The organism is Methylobacterium sp. 1973, assembly GCF_040545035.1.
In the GTDB taxonomy this organism is placed as follows: Bacteria; Pseudomonadota; Alphaproteobacteria; order Rhizobiales; family Beijerinckiaceae; genus Methylobacterium; species Methylobacterium fujisawaense.
Genome location: NZ_JBEPLA010000001.1, coordinates 588,505 through 605,617 on the forward strand (window position 1 = coordinate 588,505; position 17,113 = coordinate 605,617).

Genomic DNA, 17,113 nt, shown 5'->3' on the forward strand with positions numbered 1-17,113 from the left:
ATCCGCCGCCGGATCCGGCGACACCCGTCCTGGAATGGATACAAACAGGACCGGGACGGAAACGATGGGCGTGTACGAGCCCGGCACCGAGGCGGAGGCCGGGGAGATCGTGCGGGCGGCCGCCGGGCGCGGCGAGCGCCTGCGGCTCGCGGGCGGCGGCACCGCCGCGGGGCTCGGTCGGCCCGCGCAGGACAGCGCGACGCTCTCCGCGAAGGCGCTGACCGGCGTCACGCTCTACGAGCCCGCCGAGATGGTGGTGGCGGCCCGGGCGGGCACGCCGCTGGCCGAGGTCGAGGCGCTGCTCGCCTCCCGGGGCCAGATGCTGCCCTTCGAGCCGATGGACCTGCGCGGCCTCTACGGCAGCTCCGGCGCGCCGACCCTCGGCGCGGTGGCGGCGATCAACAATGCCGGCCCGCGCCGCATCAATGCCGGGGCGGCCCGGGACAGCCTGATCGGCGTGCGCTTCGTCAACGGGCGGGGCGAGGCGATCAAGTCGGGCGGGCGGGTGATGAAGAACGTCACCGGGCTCGACCTCGTGAAGCTGATGGCCGGCGCCCACGGCACGCTGGGCCTGCTCACCGAGGTCACCTTCAAGGTGCTGCCGGCCTGCGAGCGCGTGGCGACCCTCGTCTTCTCCGGGCTGGACGATGCCCGGGCGGTGACGGCCCTTTCGGAGGCCCTCGGCTCGCCCTTCGAACTCACCGGCGCCGCGCATCTGCCGGCGGGGATCGGCGCCCCGGAGGCGCGGACCCTGATGCGCCTCGAAGGCTTTTCCGACTCCATCGACTACCGCACGGGCGAGCTGCGCCGCCTGCTCAAGCGCTACGGCCAGCCCGAGATCGTGGACGGCGAGGCCGGCGCCGCCCTCTGGCGGTCCGTGCGGGACGCCGCGCCGCTCGCCGAGCCGCGGGAGGCCGCCCTCTGGCGGATCTCCACCGCGCCGACCCACGGGCCGGCCCTGGCGGCGGCGGTGGCGGCGGAGCGCCCCGCGCGTTGGTTCTTCGACTGGGGCGGCGGCCTGATCTGGCTCGCCACCGGTGCCGAGGGCGATGCCGGCGCCGATGCGGTGCGCCGGGCCGTGAAGACCCAGGGCGGCCACGCCACGCTGGTCCGCGCCCCCGACGCCGTGCGCGCCGCCGTGCCGGTGTTCCAGCCGCTGGCCGAGCCGCTGATGCGGCTCACCGCCGGCATCAAGGCGGCGCACGATCCCGCCGGGGTGCTCAACCCCGGCCGGATGTACGCGCAGGTTTGAGGTTCATCCCCTTCCCCCGCGGGGAGGGGCCAGGAACGGGGTGGCTGAGGACCGGGCGCAACGGTGCCTCCTGCGCCACCCCCACGCGGGATCCGCGATCCCGGAACTCCGCCCCGCAAGGGGGGCGGAGAGCAGGCAGGAAGAGACCGTGCAGACCAATTTTGCCCCCGCCCAGCTCGCCGATCCCGCCATGGCGGCCTCGGAGAAGATCCTGCGGACCTGCGTGCATTGCGGTTTCTGCACGGCGACCTGCCCGACTTACCTGCTGCTCGGCGACGAGCTCGATTCGCCGCGCGGCCGCATCTACCTGATCAAGGACATGCTGGAGGGCGGCAAGCCGGCCTCGCAGGAGGTGGTCAAGCATATCGACCGCTGCCTCTCCTGCCTGTCGTGCATGACCACCTGCCCGTCCGGGGTGCACTACATGCACCTCGTCGACCATGCCCGGGCCCATATCGAGAAGACCTACGCGCGACCGGCCGGCGACCGGTTCCTGCGGACGCTGCTCGCCCAGGTCCTGCCGTACCCGAACCGGTTCCGCCTCGCCCTCGCCGCCGCCAAGCTCGGAAGCCCGGTCCGCGGGCTGGTGGCGCGGCTGCCGCGGGTCGGCAACCGCCTCGCCGCCATGCTCGACCTGGCGCCCGCCGGGATGCCGCCCCGCGAGCCGACCAACCGGCCGGGCCGATTCCCGCCGACGGGCGGCCCGGCGACCAAGCGCGTCGCCCTGCTGCGCGGCTGCGCCCAGAGCGTGCTGCGGCCGGACTTCAACGCGGCGGCGATCCGGCTGCTCAACCGGCACGGGATCGAGGTGGTGCACGCCAACGAGGGCTGCTGCGGGGCGCTGACCCACCACATGGGCAAGGAGGATTCCGCCCACGCCCATGCCAAGCAGACGATCGACGCCTGGGACGCCGAGATCGCCAAGGGCCTCGACGCGATCTTGGTCACCGCGTCCGGATGCGGCACGACCATCAAGGATTACGGCTTCATGTTCCGCGACGACCCCGCCTATGCCGAGAAGGCGCGGCGCGTGTCGTCCTTGGCCAAGGACGTCACCGAGTATCTGGCGTTGCTCGACCTCGCTCCGGTGGCCGAGAACGACCTCGTGGTGGCCTACCACTCCGCCTGCTCGATGCAGCACGGCCAGGGCATCCGGCTGGAGCCGAAGACGCTGCTCAAGCGGGCGGGCTTCACCGTGAAGGACGTGCCCGAGGGCCATATCTGCTGCGGCTCGGCGGGGACCTACAACATCCTGCAGCCGGAGCTGGCTGCGAAGCTGCGCGCCCGCAAGGTCGCCAACATCGAGCGCGTGCGCCCCGACGTGATCGCCACCGGCAACATCGGCTGCGCCACGCAGATCGGGAAGGGCACCGGCATCCCGATCGTCCACACGGTCGAGCTGCTCGACTGGGCGACCGGCGGCCCGAAGCCCGCCGCGCTCGCCGGGGTGGCACCGCGGATCGCGGCGGCGGAATAGGATCCTCCCGGCCGGATCGCCGCCCCGGCATCGCGCGCGCACGCACCGGGCCCCGGGGATGCGCTACGACGCAGGACCGCGCACGCAGGGACGGCGGCTCCGCCCTCGCGCGCCATGACAGCCCCGTGACATCTATTCACGCTTGACCCTTGCCAAATCCGCACAGCGGTCTGTAATGATGAGGACCCCTCTCCGGTCCCGCCGGTCGCCGCAACGGCCCGCGGACGTGACCGAATTCCTTGCGAAAACGGTCGCGGTGTCGCGGCGGGCCGTTTCGGTCCGCCTGACGGCGACGGGTGTCGCCCGTGATCGGGCAGGTGTCACACGACGCGGCGGAGCTTCTCCGCCGCACCCCAGAATTCACGGCCGATCCCCATCGGCCGAGATTGTTTCGCGAGGTCGGGACCACGATGGACGGACGCACGGCCCAGCATAGAGCTGCGCGTGCCCCGGAGGCGCAAGAGGCGCGTCGCACCGGTCCGTCCCTCCTCCCGGCCTGTTTCAACCCCAGGCGCCCAGGGCGCCGAACGGCGGTTGACGGCAATTTCCCCTCGAACCCATCCGCCTCGGCGACGAGGCCGGCACCCCACCCGACAGGTTTGACGTCGGGCGAGGCGCCGCCGGGACCACGGGCACGGAGAACGACGTCGGCCGCCATGCCGAGAGTCCGACATGGCCAACAAAATGCTGATCGACGCGATGCACCCGGAGGAGACCCGGGTCGTCACGGTCCACGGGTCTAGGGTCGAGGAGTTCGATTTCGAAGCCGCCAACCGGCGTCAGCTGCGCGGCAACATCTATCTCGCCAAGGTGACCCGGGTGGAGCCGTCGCTCCAGGCGGCGTTCGTGGAGTATGGCGGCAACCGCCACGGCTTCCTGGCCTTCAACGAGATCCACCCCGACTACTACCAGATCCCGCTCGCCGACCGGCAGGCGCTCCTCGAGGAGGACGCCCGCGACGCCGAGGAGCACCGCGAGCGTGAGGAGCGCCGCCGCCGGTCGCCGCGCCGCTCCCGCGGCCGCCGCGCCGAGGCCCGCGCCCGCGGCGCCGACGAGACCGTGAGCGCCGAGGACGGGCACGAGGCGTCCCAGACCGAGGATCAGGCCGAGATCCGGACGGAAGCCGGTTTCGATCCGGCCGCCGAGCCCGATACGCTCGCCGAGCATCCCGAGGCCGTGCGGGAGGCCCTCGCCTCCGAGACCGCCGCCGGCGACATTCCCGTGGCGCAGGACGAGCCGGCACGGGACGAGCCGGCGCAGGCCGCCGAGCCGGCGGCCGAGGCGCCGTTCGACGCTGCCCCCGCCGAGGCCGCCCCTGCCGAGGCGCAGGCGGCGCACGACATGGCCGGGCCGGTCGCTGACGACGCCGCCGCCGAGCAGGACGCCCCGGTCGAGGCCGAGGCCCGCATCGCCGTGGCGGGGGCGCTGACCGTCGCCGAAGCGCCGGCCGAGTCCCTCGCGGAAGAGACCGCCGAGCCGGCGGACGCCGACGAGGCGGATGACGCGTCCGACGAGGACGACGAGGAATCCGACGACGAGGATGAGGACGAGGACGAGTCGGAGGACGACGAGGACGAGTCCGACGAGGATGAGGACGAGTCGGACGAGGATTCCGACGATCCCGACGCCGAGCCCAAGATCGCCCAGGTCGGCGGCAACGGCGACGCCCTGGCCGAGATCCCCGAGCGGCCCCGCCACTACCGCCGCCAGTACAAGATCCAGGAGGTGATCAAGCGCCGCCAGATCATCCTGGTTCAGGTGGTCAAGGAGGAGCGCGGCACGAAGGGCGCGGCGCTCACCACCTACCTGTCGCTCGCCGGCCGCTACTCGGTGCTGATGCCCAATACCGGTCGCGGCGGCGGCATCTCCCGGAAGATCACCTCGGCGGCCGACCGCAAGCGCCTCAAGGAGGTCGTGCAGGATCTGGAGGTGCCCGAAGGGATGGGCGTCATCCTGCGCACCGCCGGCGCCTCGCGCTCCAAGCCCGAGATCGCCCGCGACTTCGAGTACCTGATGCGGCTGTGGGAGTCGGTCCGCGAGCTGACGCTGACCTCGATGGCGCCCGCGCTGGTCTACGAGGAAGGCTCGCTGATCAAGCGCGCCATCCGCGACCTGTACAACAAGGATCTGGACGAGGTTCTGGTCGCCGGCGAGGACGCCTACCGCGAGGCCAAGGACTTCATGCGGATGCTGATGCCCGGCCAGTCCAAGGTCGTGAAGCCCTACCGCGACCCGACGCCGATCTTCGCCCGCTTCGGCGTCGAGCAGCAGCTCGACGCGATGTTCTCCAGCCACGTCTCGCTGAAGTCCGGCGGCTATCTGGTGATCAACCCGACCGAGGCCCTGGTCTCGATCGACGTGAACTCGGGCCGCGCCACCCGCGAGCACGACATCGAGGACACCGCCCTCAAGACGAACCTGGAGGCCGCCGAGGAGGTTGCCCGTCAGCTGCGCCTGCGCGACCTCGCGGGCCTGATCGTCATCGACTTCATCGACATGGAGGAGAAGCGCAACAACCGCGCCGTCGAGAAGAAGCTGAACGAGTGCCTGAAGAACGACCGCGCCCGCATCCAGGTCGGCCGGATCTCGCCCTTCGGCCTCATGGAGATGAGCCGCCAGCGCATCCGCACGGGCGTGCTCGAATCCTCCTCGATCCCCTGCGCCCATTGCGGCGGCTCGGGCTTCGTGCGCGCCACCGCCTCGGTGGCCCTGCACATCCTGCGCTCCATCGAGGAGGCGTTGCTCAAGTCGGCGAGCCACAACCTCGTGCTGCGGACCCGCACCGAGGTCGCCCTCTACATCCTCAACCAGAAGCGCGGGCACCTGCGCGAGTTGGAGATGCGCTTCGGCGTGACCATCACGATCGCGGCCGACGAGCGGCTGGCCGCCACCGCGGCCTTCCAGCTCGACCGCGGCGAGCCGGCTCAGCGCGCCGAGGGTCCGGTGACGGGCGTGCGCGCCCAGGCGATCTCGCCCACCACGGAGTTCGAGGACGAGGACGAGGAGGCCGACGAGGTCGAGGCCGAGGTCGAGGCGGATGCCGAGGGCGAGGCCGAGGAGGGCCGCGCCGAGACGCGCGAGGAGTCGACGCGCGAGGAGGGTGAAGGCCGCCGCCGGCGCCGCCGCCGCCGCCGCCGGGGCGGGCGTCAGGACGGTCGCGCCGAGGAGGATCGCGGCGACGATGATCGCCAGGAGGGCGAGCGCTCGGACGAGGACGGTCGGGACGAGGACTGGGACGGCGAGGAGCCGGCCGCAGCCGAGGCGCCGGCCGAGGCCGTCGCAGCTGAGGCCGGGGAGACCGACGAGGCCGTGGCCGGCCCCGACGAGGCGGCCCGCGCCGAGGACGAGGGCGGACGCCGCCGCCGCCGCGGACGCCGCGGCGGTCGCGGACGGAGCGAGGGCCGCACGCGGGACGCCGCCGAGACGGAGGATGTTCCCGAGGCGGTGGGCGAGACGGTGGCCCTGTCGGCGGAAGAGCCGGTGAGCGCCCAGGCGGTGGCGGAGGCGGTCGAGGCCGCCCCGGCGGCCGGCCGCACCGAGACCGCCGTGGATCTGCCGGTGGCGGAAGCCGAAGCCCCTGCGCCGGCCGACCGGGAGCCCGCCGCTGCGCCGGACGCCGCGACCGCTGGCCCGGCGGAGGTCCCCGCGGAGCCCGTGGCGGTGGTTCTGACGCCGCCCGCCGATCCGGACCGTCCCAAGCGCGCGGGCTGGTGGTCGCGCACCAAGGCCGCTCTGACGGGCGAATGAAGCATTGCGCCTCCAGATAGATCCATATCTGGAGGCGCAACCTCTGGCAGCGCCGCCGATTGCACTTCCGCAGAGTGCTATATCGGCGGCGGGCAGATCCGGTTATCCTTCACCATTGATTGAAGGTTCTGTGCGAGGGTCCGCTTCGATTCGGATATCGGAGTGTCCCGCATGTTCAGTTTGCGTCGGCAGCGTCACGTTTCTGACGCGGTCGCAACCCCGGTCATAACGCCTGCGCCGTCCACGATTCCGGCGGCGGCGCTGGTCGTGGAACCTCTGCGTCCCGAACCCGAATCGACCGTCGATCGCGAGTGGCTGTCGCTCCTGGCGCGCCTGTCTGCCTCCGCCTCCGACGCCGGGACCTCCATCGGCTGGATGACCCACGACGCCTCCGGCACCGCCGAGCAGGCCCGTCTGATCGCGGCAGCGAGCGAGGAACTCGCCGCGACGACGGGGGAGATCGCCGCCCGCTCCTCCTCGGCGGCCGAGACTGCCGAGACGGCCCGGGCCGGTATCGTCACCTGCGTGGGCGACCTTCACCGCGCCACCGAAGGCATGCGCGGGATCGAAGAGGGGACCGAAGAGATCGGCAGCCGGCTCGACAGCTTCTCGACCGCCGCCCTGCGGATCGAGGAGATGGCCGGCACCATCGCGGCGATCTCGGCCCAGACCAATCTGCTGGCGCTCAACGCCACCATCGAGGCGGCACGGGCCGGCGAGGCCGGCCGCGGCTTCGCGGTGGTCGCCGCGGAGGTCAAGACGCTGTCGGCGCAGACCGCCAAGGCGACCGACGAGATCCGGGCGCGGGTCAGCGGCCTGCGCGAGGAGATGGCGGCGATGCAGGCCGCGGTGACCCGCAGCCGCAACGCCGTCGAGGCCGGCGCCTCCGCGATGATGCGGGCCAATGCCCGCGTCGAGGCCGAGAGTGGCGCCGTGGCGAATGTGGCGGCGCAGATGCGCGAGGCCTCGGAGATCCTCGGCCAGCAGATGCAGGCCACCGGCGACATCGCCCAGAATGTCGGCCGCATCGCGGAAGGCACCGACAAGGCGCGCCGGGAGATCGGTGACGCCCTGGCGCAGCTGAGTCGGATCGAGGATCTGGGGCGCACCCTGCTCGATCGCCAGATCGGGACCAGCGCGGATCAGCAAGTGATCCGCCTTTCGGCGGATTGCGCGGCCTGGCGCCGCGCAATCGCGGCGACGCTGGTCGGGATGCGCTCGACCGACACGCCGCCGGAGGGGATCCCCGCCGATTCGACGCGCGCCGCCGCCATCGAGCGGCCGCTGGCGCAGGCCCGCGAACAGGCAGCCGCCCTGATCCGCCACGTGCGCAGCCAGGCCTGGGATCAGGCGACCACGGCCTTCGTCGCCTTCGAGGCGGCCGTGAAGGAGGCCCGGTCGGCGATCGAGGCCTGAGACCCGGGCCGGTTCCGCGACCGCCGCGTCGTAGGCCGTCTCACGGCGTGATCAGGCGGTCCAGGCGCATCCGGGTGATCTGGGCGACCTCCTCCAGCGCGGTCGCTTCCTCGACCGCCGGATCCCGGCCGAGCCGAGCCTCGAAGATGGACCGGATCTCGGCCCGTCCCCGGCCCCGCACGGCGATGATGAACGGGAAGCCGAAGCGCGCCCGGTAGGCGGCATTCAGGCGGTCGAAGGCTTGCGCGTCGGCCTCGCCCATGCGGTCGAGGCCCGCACTCCCCTGCTCGCTCGCGGAATCCGCGGTGAGGCTGCGGGCGCGGGCCTCGGGCCCGGCGAGTTCCGGATGGCCGTTCAGGAAGGCGCGGCGGGTTTCGGCGGGGGCGGCACGCACCGCCGCCATCATCGCCGCGTGCAGATCGGCGATGCCGGCGAAGGGCCGCCGGGCCCAAGCGGCCCGAGCCACCCAGGGCGCATGCTCGAAGACGCTGCCGAGGAGCGCCTCGAAGGCCGGCGCATCCATGTCGTTCAGGGCGGCGAGACCGGTCACGCGACCAGTCCCGTCTTCGCACCGGGCCGGGCTCGGGCAGCGGGGACGGAGGGCTTCAACGGGGGCTCCTGTCGCACGGGTGAGCGGACGGCCCGTTGCGGTGGAGACCGGGCCTTCGGGGCCGAAAGTTTCTCATGGCGCGCGACCGCGCAAGGCCCAGCGCAGATCGCGCCCTGCGCGTTGCGCGGCCATGCGGGCGATCCCCCGCGACCTTGTGGTGGCCCTCCACCGATCTCGCACAGGCCGTCCCCGCCGACCAGATGCCGCGGCCCGGGCGGCCTCATCCCGGGGGCTGTCATCCCGCGCCGCCTGGTCGATGGCGGATGATGCCCCGGTCTCGCTAGACCGCCGCTCAGGCCGGCGGCGAACCGGATGCCGGATGGTTCGGCCGATCCGCGCTCTTCCGACGCTCCCGCTCCTTGCGCAATTCCCGCTCGGCCAGCAGCCAGAACTCGATCTCGAAACCCTCCGGCCGGTGGTTGCGCTCCCAGAGTTCGTAGGCCCGCTCGCGGATCTGCTCGAACGTGAGGGCATCGGGCGACCGGGCCGGAGGCTGGGTTACAGCGTCGTCGGATCCGGACGAGGGCCCGGGCTCGACCGACGGCGTCACCGCCGCCGGAAGCTCCGGAGGCGGTCGGAAATCGGGGGGCACGTCCACGATGCCACCGCGCTCAGGAGGCCGGCTTGTCGAGATAGGCGGCCACGCTCGTGATCCGGCTTCCAACCATGGTCACAGCCTTGCGCAGCCGCTCCTCGCTGACGCCGAAGCGCTGTGCCCACTCCTCGCGGATGGCGCGGTCATAGATGTCGATATGCGTCTTGCCTCTGAATTCGGTGGACATTCTGTGCCCGCTCCGGTTCGCCGTGAGCCGCGGACATGCCGGGCTCTCCGCAAGGACAACCGGGGTCGAAGCCTTCGGTTGCGGCCGGTCGCACGGCGAGCGCCGCCGGCTCGCGGACCGTATCCCGTACCGGGTGGACAAGGCCCTGTGACGGGCCGGAGCGGCCAGACGCCGGAGCGGGCGGGCTGTTCGGCGCCTGGGCATCGACCCCGTCGCCTGCTGCTTCAGCTGAAACAGGCCGGGATCGCGACCTTCACCGCGCGTCCGCTCCACGCCCCTCCGCCACCGACTCACAGGCGAAGGGTGACGGCGGCGCCTCGACGCCGCGCCAGCGGCCATAGGTCCAGGGGCGGTACCACGCTGCCCTCGCGGGCAGCTGCTCCGGCACGAGATCGATCCCGTGGGTTCCGAACGGGCCGCAGCGGCAGATCCGGGCGACGCCCATCCAGCCGCCGGGCCAGACCCCGTGCCGGGCGATGGCCGTGTCGGTGTATTCGGAGCAGCTCGGCCAATGACGGCATTGGCGGCCGATCAGACCCGACAGGGTGAGCTGATACAGGCGGATCGCCCAATGGGCGGCGCGCCGGACCATGCCCTCAGGCGGCCCGTCGCTTGGCGGCGATCTGATCGAGGGCGTCCACCACCGCGTCGAAGGTCAGGAGCGTCGAGGCATGGCGCGCCTTGAACGCCCGCACCGGCTCCAGCACCGCGAGGTCCGCCCAGGCGCCGTCGGGCGCAGGCCCGTTCTCCTTGAGCATCGCCCGCATGGTCTCGCGGACGCCGCGCAGCTCCTCCGCCGTGGTGCCGACCACGTGCCGGCCCATCAGCGACGAGGAGGCCTGGCCCAGGGCGCAGGCCCTCACCTCGTGGGCGAAATCCGTCACCCGGCCGTCCTCGCCGAGGACGAGGTCGACCGTCACGGTCGAGCCGCAGAGGCGGGAATGGGCGGTGGCGCTGGCATCCGGGTTCTCCAGCCGACCGAGCCGGGGGATATCGGCGGCGAGTTCCAGGATACGGCGGTTGTAGATATCGTCGAGCATCGGGTCCTCAACCGGAGGCGTCAATCCCATCGGGACTCTGCCGCGTGCATCGCGCATTGCGCGTTGCCCCGCGAACGATGATATAGGCGCCGTACGGTCGCTTCGCGAGGAGGCGGGCCGTCGACCAGGGTCGCGCCCACGGCCACGGTGGTGCTCACGGCTTTAGACCATCCCGGGGCGCCGGCTTGAAACCTTTTCGAGCCCGGGAACTTCCCTCGAACGCCCGACCCGATCCGACGATGTACGCAAAGCCCGACAGCACCCCGATGAAGTCCCGCATCGCGCGGGCCGGAGATGCCATGGATGCCGCGCTCAAATCCTTGTCCTACCAGGGCGATGGCCAGGGTTTCGGCCGGAACGGGAGTGATGGGCAAGGGCTGAACGGCATGCGCAATGACAATCGGCCGGTGGATGACGGGCGTCCCATCGAGGTCGCGCCCGAGCCGGCTTCCGCCACCCGCGTCCCGGACGGGATCGAGACCGGCCGCCCGAGCCGCGCCGAGGCCGAGGCCGCCGTGCGCACGCTCCTGCGCTGGGCCGGCGACGATCCGACCCGCGAGGGCCTGCTCGACACGCCGGCCCGGGTCACCAAGGCCTACGAGCAGCTGTTCGGCGGCTATGGGGTCGATGCCGAGAAGCTCCTCGAACGCGTCTTTGAGGAGGTCGAGGGCTACTCGGACATCGTGCTGGTGCGCGACATCCCGTTCCACTCCCATTGCGAGCACCACATGGTGCCGTTCATGGGCCTCGCCCACATCGCCTACTACCCGACCCGGGGCGTGGTCGGCCTGTCGAAGCTCGCCCGCGTGGTCGACACCTTCGCCCGCCGCCTGCAGACCCAGGAGACGATGACCGCCCAGATCGCCGACGTGATCGAGAGCATCCTCAAGCCCCGCGGCGTCGCCGTGATGGTGGAGGCCGAGCATCTCTGCATGGCGATGCGCGGCGTCCAGAAGGCCGGCGTCTCGACCATCACCAGCCAGTTCCGCGGCGTCTTCAAGGACAATGCCAACGAGCAGGTCCGCTTCCTGACCCTGGTGCGCGGCGGCGCCAAGTAGCCTCAGGCGACGACCTGCCCATGACTGCCCGCGACATCGCTTTCGCTCCCCCCGGCACCCGCGCCGAGGTCGAGGAAGGTACGGCCCTCACGCCCCGATTCGACCGCGACGGGCTCGTCGCCTGCATCGCGGTGGACGCGCAAGACGGGCGGGTGCTGATGCTCGCCCACATGAACGCCGAATCGCTGGCGCGCACGCTCGAGACCGGCGAGGCTTGGTACTGGTCGCGCTCGCGGGGCGAACTCTGGCACAAGGGGGCGACCAGCGGTCAGATCCAGCGCGTGGTCGAGATGCGGGTCGATTGCGACCAGGACGCCCTGCTGATCCGCGTCGAGGTCGGGGGCGACGGCGGCTGCTGCCACACCGGCCGGCGGGACTGCTTCTACCGCAGCGTCGTCCGTGAGGCGGACGGCCGGGTCGTCCTGAAGGCCGCCGGGCGATGAACCACCCTCTTGCCACACGGTGGCAAGACGAATCCGCCGATCCCCATTTCCTTCCCGGAACCGTCGAGCCGGTCCGGCCGTCGCCGAGTGCCGGACCGCGGGTCGGGCTCGCGCTCGGCGGCGGCTCGGCCCGGGGCTGGGCGCATATCGGGGTGATCCGTGCCCTGGAGGAAGCCGGCATCCATCCGACCGTTGTGGCGGGCTGCTCCATCGGCGCGGTGGTCGGCGCCTGCTACGCGGCCGGGCGCCTCGACCGGCTCGAAGCCTTCGCCCGGGCGCTGACCCGGCGCCGCGTCGTCGGGCTCATCGATCCCCGTCTGCCGGGCTCCGGCCTGATCGCCGGCAACCGCCTGCGCCAGCGCCTCGCCGCGGATCTCGGCGCGCGCCGCATCGAGACGCTGCCCATCCGCTTCGGCTGCGTCGCCACCGAGTACGGCACCGGCGACGAGATCAGCCTCACCGAGGGCCCGGCGGTGGATGCGGTGCGCGCCTCCTACGCGATTCCCGGCCTGTTCCCACCGGTGGCCCACGCGGGCCGCGTGCTGATGGACGGGACTCTGGTCAACCCGGTGCCGGTGGCGTTGGCCCGGGCGCTGGGTGCCGACCTGGTCATCTGCGTGAACCTCAACGGCGATACCGGCGGTCCGGTGGTGCGCGAGGCGCCGCACCCGCCCCCGCGCCGGGGCCTTCTGCAGGTGGTGCGCGGACGCCTGCCGGGTTTCGACCGTCCCGAGCCCGAGCTCGCTGTACCGGGCATCGCCCGGGTGGTGCTCGACGCCTTCAACACTACCCAGGATCGGATCTCGCGGGCGCGGCTGGAACGCGACCCGCCGGACGTCGCCATCGGCCCGGATCTCGGCGCCTTCGGGCTGTTCGATTTCCACCGCGCCGCGGAGGGCATTGCTCTGGGGCACCGCGCCGCCCGGGCCGCCCTGCCCCGGATCCGCACTATGCTGGAAGGTGCCGCGGCTCGGGCGTGAGGCTGTCGGGACCCGATCCAGCCCGCCTGCGTGCCCGCCCGTCATCCGGCTGTCGCGACCGCCTGCGATGGGCGCCCTGCATACTGGAGGGCTTCCAATGTATACGAGTCGCCGTCAGATCCTGCTGTCCGGGGGCGCGAGCCTCGTCGGGCTGGCCTCCGGCCTCGGGCGCCCCGGCCTGAGCCGTGCCGCCGACCGGCCGGTCCTCACACACGGCCTGCAATCGGGCGATGTCGGCACCGACTCGGCGGTCGTCTGGGCGCGCTCCGACCGGCCCGCCCGGGCGATCGTCGAATGGGCGACCACCGAGAGCTTTTCCGACATCCGCGGCGGCGTCTTCGCCGACGCCCTGCCCGAGACCGATGGCACCGTGAAGGTGGCCCTGACCGGGCTGCCGGCCGGCCAGGACGTGTTCTACCGGGTCCGCCTCCAGGACATCGCCACCCCGACGATCGTCGGACCGGCTCAGATCGGCCGGTTCCGTACCGCGCCGGCGGACAGGCGCACGGTGTCGTTCTGCTGGTCGGGCGACACGGCGGGCCAGGGCTGGGGCATCGACGAGGCCCGCGGCGGCATGACGATCTACTCGGCCATCCTGAAGAACCGGCCGGACTTCTTCATCCATTCCGGCGACACGATCTACGCCGACGGGCCGATCCAGTCCGAGGTGAAGCTCCCCGACGGCAGCCTGTGGCGCAACCGGGTCACCGAGGAGGTGGCCAAGCCCGCCGAGACGCTCGCGGAGTTCCGGGGCCGGCACAAGTACAACCTCACCGACCGGAACGTGCTGGCGATGAACGCCACCGTGCCGATCCTGGCGCAGTGGGACGACCACGAGGTCACCAACAACTGGTGGCCGGGTGAACCCCTCACCCGGGCCGAGCACCTCAAGAAGAAATACTCCGACCCGAACGTCCTGGCCCTGCAGCTGCGGGCGGCCAAGGCGTTTCACGAGTACATGCCGATGCGCTTCGAGCCGGCGGAACCCGGCCGGGTCTACCGCAAGATCGCCTATGGCCCGCTGGTCGACGTGTTCATGCTCGACATGCGCTCCTACCGGGGCCCGAACGGCGAGAACAAGCAGACGGAGTACGGCCCCGAATCCCACTTCCTCGGGCCGCAGCAACTCGCGTGGCTGAAGCAGGCGCTGCTCGACTCCCGCGCGACCTGGAAGGTGATCGCCGCCGACATGCCCCTCGGCCTCGTGGTGACCTACGACGTCGACCGGAATTTCGGCTCGGAGGCGGTGGCGCAGGGCGACGGGCCGCCCCTGGGGCGCGAACTGGAGATCGCCGACCTCCTGCGCTTCATCAAGAGCGCGGGGATCCGCAACACGGTCTGGCTCACGGCCGACGTGCACTACACGGCCGCCCACTACTACGACCCCAACAAGGCGCAGTTCCAGGATTTCGACCCGTTCTGGGAGTTCGTCTCCGGCCCGCTGCACGCGGGCACCTTCGGGCCGAACGCCCTGGACAACACGTTCGGGCCGCAGCTGCGCTTCGTGAAGGCGCCCGACAAGGGTCAGGTGAACCTGTCGCCGGCCGCCGGCTACCAGTTCTTCGGCCACGTGGCGGTGGACGGTCGGACCGAGCAGATGACCGTGACCCTCAAGGACGCGGCCGACACCGACCTCTGGCACGTCACCCTCGATCCCATGAAGGCGTGAAACGGACCGCGGGCGATCATGGGCTTGAGCTGTCGGCCCGCTCGTCCGTCGACGCGGAGGCGCGCAGGTCCCCTCTCCCATGCGGGAGAGGGCGCGCGTCGCGCTCCGGCACCGCCGGCCTGCTCTGAACCGGTGAAGCCCGGGGGCGGAGGGCGCGAGAGACGTGAGGCTTCGCGCCCCTACGCCATCGTGATGTAGTCGCGCAGGGCCTGCTGCTCGGCCTCGACGGAGGCGATCTTGCGCGCCACCACGTCGCCGATCGAGACCAGGCCGATCAGCCGCCCGTCCTCGCAGACCGGCACGTGGCGGAAGCGCCCGTCGGTCATCAGCGCCATGACCTCCTCGATCGTGGTGCTCCGACCGCAAGTCGTGACCGCGGTGGTCATATGGGCCGAGACCGGCGCGTCGAAGGCCGAGCCTCCGTGCCGGGCCAGCGCACGCATGATGTCCCGCTCGGAAATGATGCCCGCCACCGTCCCGTCGGCATGGGCGGCCACCAGGGCACCGATCCGCTTGTCGGCGAGGATCTGGATCACGTCCTCCAATGTCTTGTCGGGGCTCACGGTGACGACGGAGCTTCCCTTCTCGGCGAGGATGCGTGCGACGGTCATGGCTCTCTCCCTTGTGACGCGTCCGGTACGCCGTCAGCCCGCGGCGCCCTGATTGCGTTCTCGGCCGGGTTGAGCCCGGCGCGTTCACATTGTGGCGAGTGTGTGACCGATCCGGCCGGATGGCAAGGTGCTCAGTGCCGCCGCGGCTCCCGAGGGTCGACGAGGGGGAACAGGAAGAAGCCCGCGATGAAGCCGCCGAGATGCGCGTCCCAGGCGATGGCGGCGTTCTCGCCGACCAGCGGCATGCTGACGAGGCCGAAGAGCAGGTTGGTCAGGAGCCAGATCACCAGGAACGACACGGCCGTCCGGTTGCGCAGCAATTCGGGGATCGTCTCGGCGGGCCGGACCGGCGGCACCTGCCAGGCCGGCGCGCCGTAGCCGGAGACCGGCGGCTGGAACACGAAGCGGGCGGCGGCGGCCATCAGGGCCGAGATCCCCGCCGAGGCGCCGACCAGCGGCCCGGCGCCCAGGGGATCGATCAGGATGTGGAACAGGCCCCCGGCCGCGGTGCCGGCAAGGGCGAGGACGCACCAGCGCAGGGCGCCGCAGCGGCGCGCCACCGGGGCGCCGAAGGCCGCGAGCCAGACGCTGTTGAAGATCACGTGCATCCACGAGCCGTGCAGCAGCGCGTAGGTGACGAGCGTCCAGGGCTGGAGGGCGTGCTCGCCCACGATGTAGCGGGCGAAGGCCTCGCGGGCCGCCTCCAGGCTGGGATCGCCCGTATCGGCGGCCGCGCGGATCACCTCGGTGGCTTGGCCGGGATCGAACCAGAGGGTCCAGCGCGCCGGGATCAGCGCCAGGTCGAGGACGAGGCGGATGTCCCAGGTGTCCGGCAGCAGGAACTCGCGCACCGCCTGGATCGCCAGAAGAAACCCGATCGCGAGGGTGACAACCCCCGGCATGTTGAACACGGGCACGCGGCTCTGCCGCGGAAAGTCGGGGGAGGCATCCATCGCGGCACCATGTCGGGGCACGGCGCGACTGGGCAAGCCCCGGCGACGTATTGAAGCTCGCAAAGACGCAGAGGATACCAGTCCATCACACGGCGCCCATCTGTCTTCGCACCGGTTCCGCCCCGGATGACGGCTGAGCGCCGCGCGGGGTGCGACGATTGTGTCGCCGGCCCTGACGCGCTAACCCCCGGGCCGCGCGTCGCCGGTCGGTCCAGCGATGCGCGGACGCACCGGGCCGGCACGGCCCATGCGCCCAGACGCGGTGAGCGCCCGGATCGGCCCGTCACACCCGCGCGGATGTGCCAGAGTGATCCGGGGATGAACCACAGGCGTTGAGAATCGGGACACCGATGAAACATCCCACCAGCCGCATGCTCCACGCCTACTGGGAGCGCCTGCGCGGAGAGCGGGCTGCTCCGGAGCGCGCCGAGATCGAGCCGGGCGAGATCCGGCACCTTCTCGCCGACAGCCTGATTTTGGAACTCGACATGCTCGCCCGTTCCGCGACGATCCGGCTCGCAGGGACGCGGGTCTGCGCCCTGTATGGCCGTGAACTGAAGGGTGAGCCCTTCGCCCGGCTCTGGGGCTCCCGGGCCCCGGATCCCTGGCGGATCGTCGAGATCGTCGCCAGCGACACGCTCGGCGTCGTGGCGGGCCTGCGCGGCACGAATGCGGCCGGCGAGGCGGCGGACCTCGAACTCCTGCTCCTGCCCCTGCGCCACCGCGGCCGGACCCAGGTCCGCGCCCTCGGCACCCTGAGCCTCGACGGTGCGCCGCACTGGCTCGGCCTGCGCCCGCTGATGGAAGCCGAGACAACCTCCCTGCGCATCCTGCCCAGCCGCCGTCCCGAGGCGGGGCCGCCCGCCCGCACCGCCGTGCGCACGAGCGCCACCTATCCCGGACCGGTGCGCCACGGCCACCTCCTCGTCCACGCCGGCGGACGCGCCTGAGGATTGTATTCATTCAAAGATTCACTGGGATGACGCTCGCTGCCACGAGCGGATCCGCGCGGGAATCCGAGAACACCGTCACGGCGAAAGTCGATCGCGCCCGTCGAGGCAACGTCCGATAGTGA

At 71.8% G+C, this 17,113-nt stretch carries 16 protein-coding genes; 9 read left to right on the forward strand and 7 right to left on the reverse strand.

Features of this window, described 5'->3' with window-relative positions:
- Positions 1 to 64: 64 nt before the first annotated feature.
- The 4 genes from glcE (at position 65) to ABIC70_RS02925 (ending at position 7,892) form a co-directional block, all read left to right on the forward strand.
- The gene (gene glcE, locus ABIC70_RS02910; protein ID WP_354438830.1) at positions 65 to 1,252 is read left to right on the forward strand and encodes a glycolate oxidase subunit GlcE; all 1,188 of its coding nucleotides are present in this window, start codon (positions 65 to 67) and stop codon (positions 1,250 to 1,252) included.
- Positions 1,253 to 1,400: 148 nt separating this feature from the next.
- Positions 1,401 to 2,729, forward strand: a complete 1,329-nt coding sequence (glcF, locus tag ABIC70_RS02915; protein WP_043379110.1) for a glycolate oxidase subunit GlcF — start codon at positions 1,401 to 1,403, stop codon at positions 2,727 to 2,729.
- Positions 2,730 to 3,401: 672 nt separating this feature from the next.
- Positions 3,402 to 6,476 carry an Rne/Rng family ribonuclease gene (locus ABIC70_RS02920; RefSeq protein WP_354438833.1) on the forward strand — a complete coding sequence of 1,025 codons (3,075 nt, stop codon included), beginning with the start codon at positions 3,402 to 3,404 and terminating at the stop codon, positions 6,474 to 6,476.
- A 267-nt stretch (positions 6,477 to 6,743) separates the two neighbouring features.
- Entirely contained in the window at positions 6,744 to 7,892 is a 1,149-nt protein-coding gene (locus tag ABIC70_RS02925) for a methyl-accepting chemotaxis protein (RefSeq protein WP_236952758.1), read from the forward strand.
- 40 nt (positions 7,893 to 7,932) lie between these two features.
- Here ABIC70_RS02925 and uraD read toward each other — a convergent pair whose 3' ends face one another.
- From uraD to ABIC70_RS02950, 5 genes are all read right to left on the reverse strand, one after another.
- Entirely contained in the window at positions 7,933 to 8,442 is a 510-nt protein-coding gene (uraD, locus tag ABIC70_RS02930) for a 2-oxo-4-hydroxy-4-carboxy-5-ureidoimidazoline decarboxylase (RefSeq protein ID WP_043379102.1), read from the reverse strand.
- A gap of 352 nt (positions 8,443 to 8,794) precedes the next feature.
- Complete coding sequence (locus ABIC70_RS02935; RefSeq protein WP_043379099.1) at positions 8,795 to 9,100, reverse strand: DUF2934 domain-containing protein; 306 nt, start codon at positions 9,098 to 9,100, stop codon at positions 8,795 to 8,797.
- 13 nt (positions 9,101 to 9,113) lie between these two features.
- Entirely contained in the window at positions 9,114 to 9,284 is a 171-nt protein-coding gene (locus ABIC70_RS02940) for a DUF3606 domain-containing protein (protein WP_075381142.1), read from the reverse strand.
- A 253-nt stretch (positions 9,285 to 9,537) separates the two neighbouring features.
- On the reverse strand, positions 9,538 to 9,876 hold the full coding sequence (gene yidD, locus ABIC70_RS02945; RefSeq protein ID WP_075381141.1) for a membrane protein insertion efficiency factor YidD: 339 nt from the start codon (positions 9,874 to 9,876) through the stop codon (positions 9,538 to 9,540).
- Between the two features lie 4 nt (positions 9,877 to 9,880).
- Positions 9,881 to 10,324, reverse strand: coding sequence for an iron-sulfur cluster assembly scaffold protein (locus ABIC70_RS02950; protein ID WP_043355362.1), 444 nt, complete (start codon positions 10,322 to 10,324; stop codon positions 9,881 to 9,883).
- A 386-nt stretch (positions 10,325 to 10,710) separates the two neighbouring features.
- Between ABIC70_RS02950 and folE the strand changes: the two genes are divergently transcribed.
- The 4 genes from folE (at position 10,711) to ABIC70_RS02970 (ending at position 14,474) form a co-directional block, all read left to right on the forward strand.
- Positions 10,711 to 11,382, forward strand: coding sequence for a GTP cyclohydrolase I FolE (folE, locus tag ABIC70_RS02955; RefSeq protein WP_483129542.1), 672 nt, complete (start codon positions 10,711 to 10,713; stop codon positions 11,380 to 11,382).
- 20 nt (positions 11,383 to 11,402) lie between these two features.
- The gene (hisI, locus tag ABIC70_RS02960) at positions 11,403 to 11,825 is read left to right on the forward strand and encodes a phosphoribosyl-AMP cyclohydrolase (protein ID WP_053609312.1); all 423 of its coding nucleotides are present in this window, start codon (positions 11,403 to 11,405) and stop codon (positions 11,823 to 11,825) included.
- Complete coding sequence (locus ABIC70_RS02965; RefSeq protein WP_043379096.1) at positions 11,822 to 12,805, forward strand: patatin-like phospholipase family protein; 984 nt, start codon at positions 11,822 to 11,824, stop codon at positions 12,803 to 12,805. Before hisI ends, ABIC70_RS02965 begins: the two co-directional genes overlap by 4 nt.
- Positions 12,806 to 12,902: 97 nt before the next feature.
- The gene (locus ABIC70_RS02970; RefSeq protein ID WP_354438836.1) at positions 12,903 to 14,474 is read left to right on the forward strand and encodes an alkaline phosphatase D family protein; all 1,572 of its coding nucleotides are present in this window, start codon (positions 12,903 to 12,905) and stop codon (positions 14,472 to 14,474) included.
- 179 nt (positions 14,475 to 14,653) lie between these two features.
- Here the strand turns inward: ABIC70_RS02970 and ABIC70_RS02975 are convergent, their stop codons facing one another.
- Together ABIC70_RS02975 and ABIC70_RS02980 are read right to left on the reverse strand one after the other, a co-directional pair.
- Positions 14,654 to 15,085, reverse strand: a complete 432-nt coding sequence (locus ABIC70_RS02975; protein WP_043355353.1) for a CBS domain-containing protein — start codon at positions 15,083 to 15,085, stop codon at positions 14,654 to 14,656.
- Positions 15,086 to 15,216: 131 nt separating this feature from the next.
- On the reverse strand, positions 15,217 to 16,038 hold the full coding sequence (locus ABIC70_RS02980; protein WP_354438838.1) for a rhomboid family intramembrane serine protease: 822 nt from the start codon (positions 16,036 to 16,038) through the stop codon (positions 15,217 to 15,219).
- A gap of 350 nt (positions 16,039 to 16,388) precedes the next feature.
- On the opposite strand from ABIC70_RS02980, the gene ABIC70_RS02985 reads away from it, so the two are divergent.
- Positions 16,389 to 16,988, forward strand: coding sequence for a PAS domain-containing protein (locus ABIC70_RS02985; protein WP_043379090.1), 600 nt, complete (start codon positions 16,389 to 16,391; stop codon positions 16,986 to 16,988).
- Positions 16,989 to 17,113: the final 125 nt, after the last annotated feature.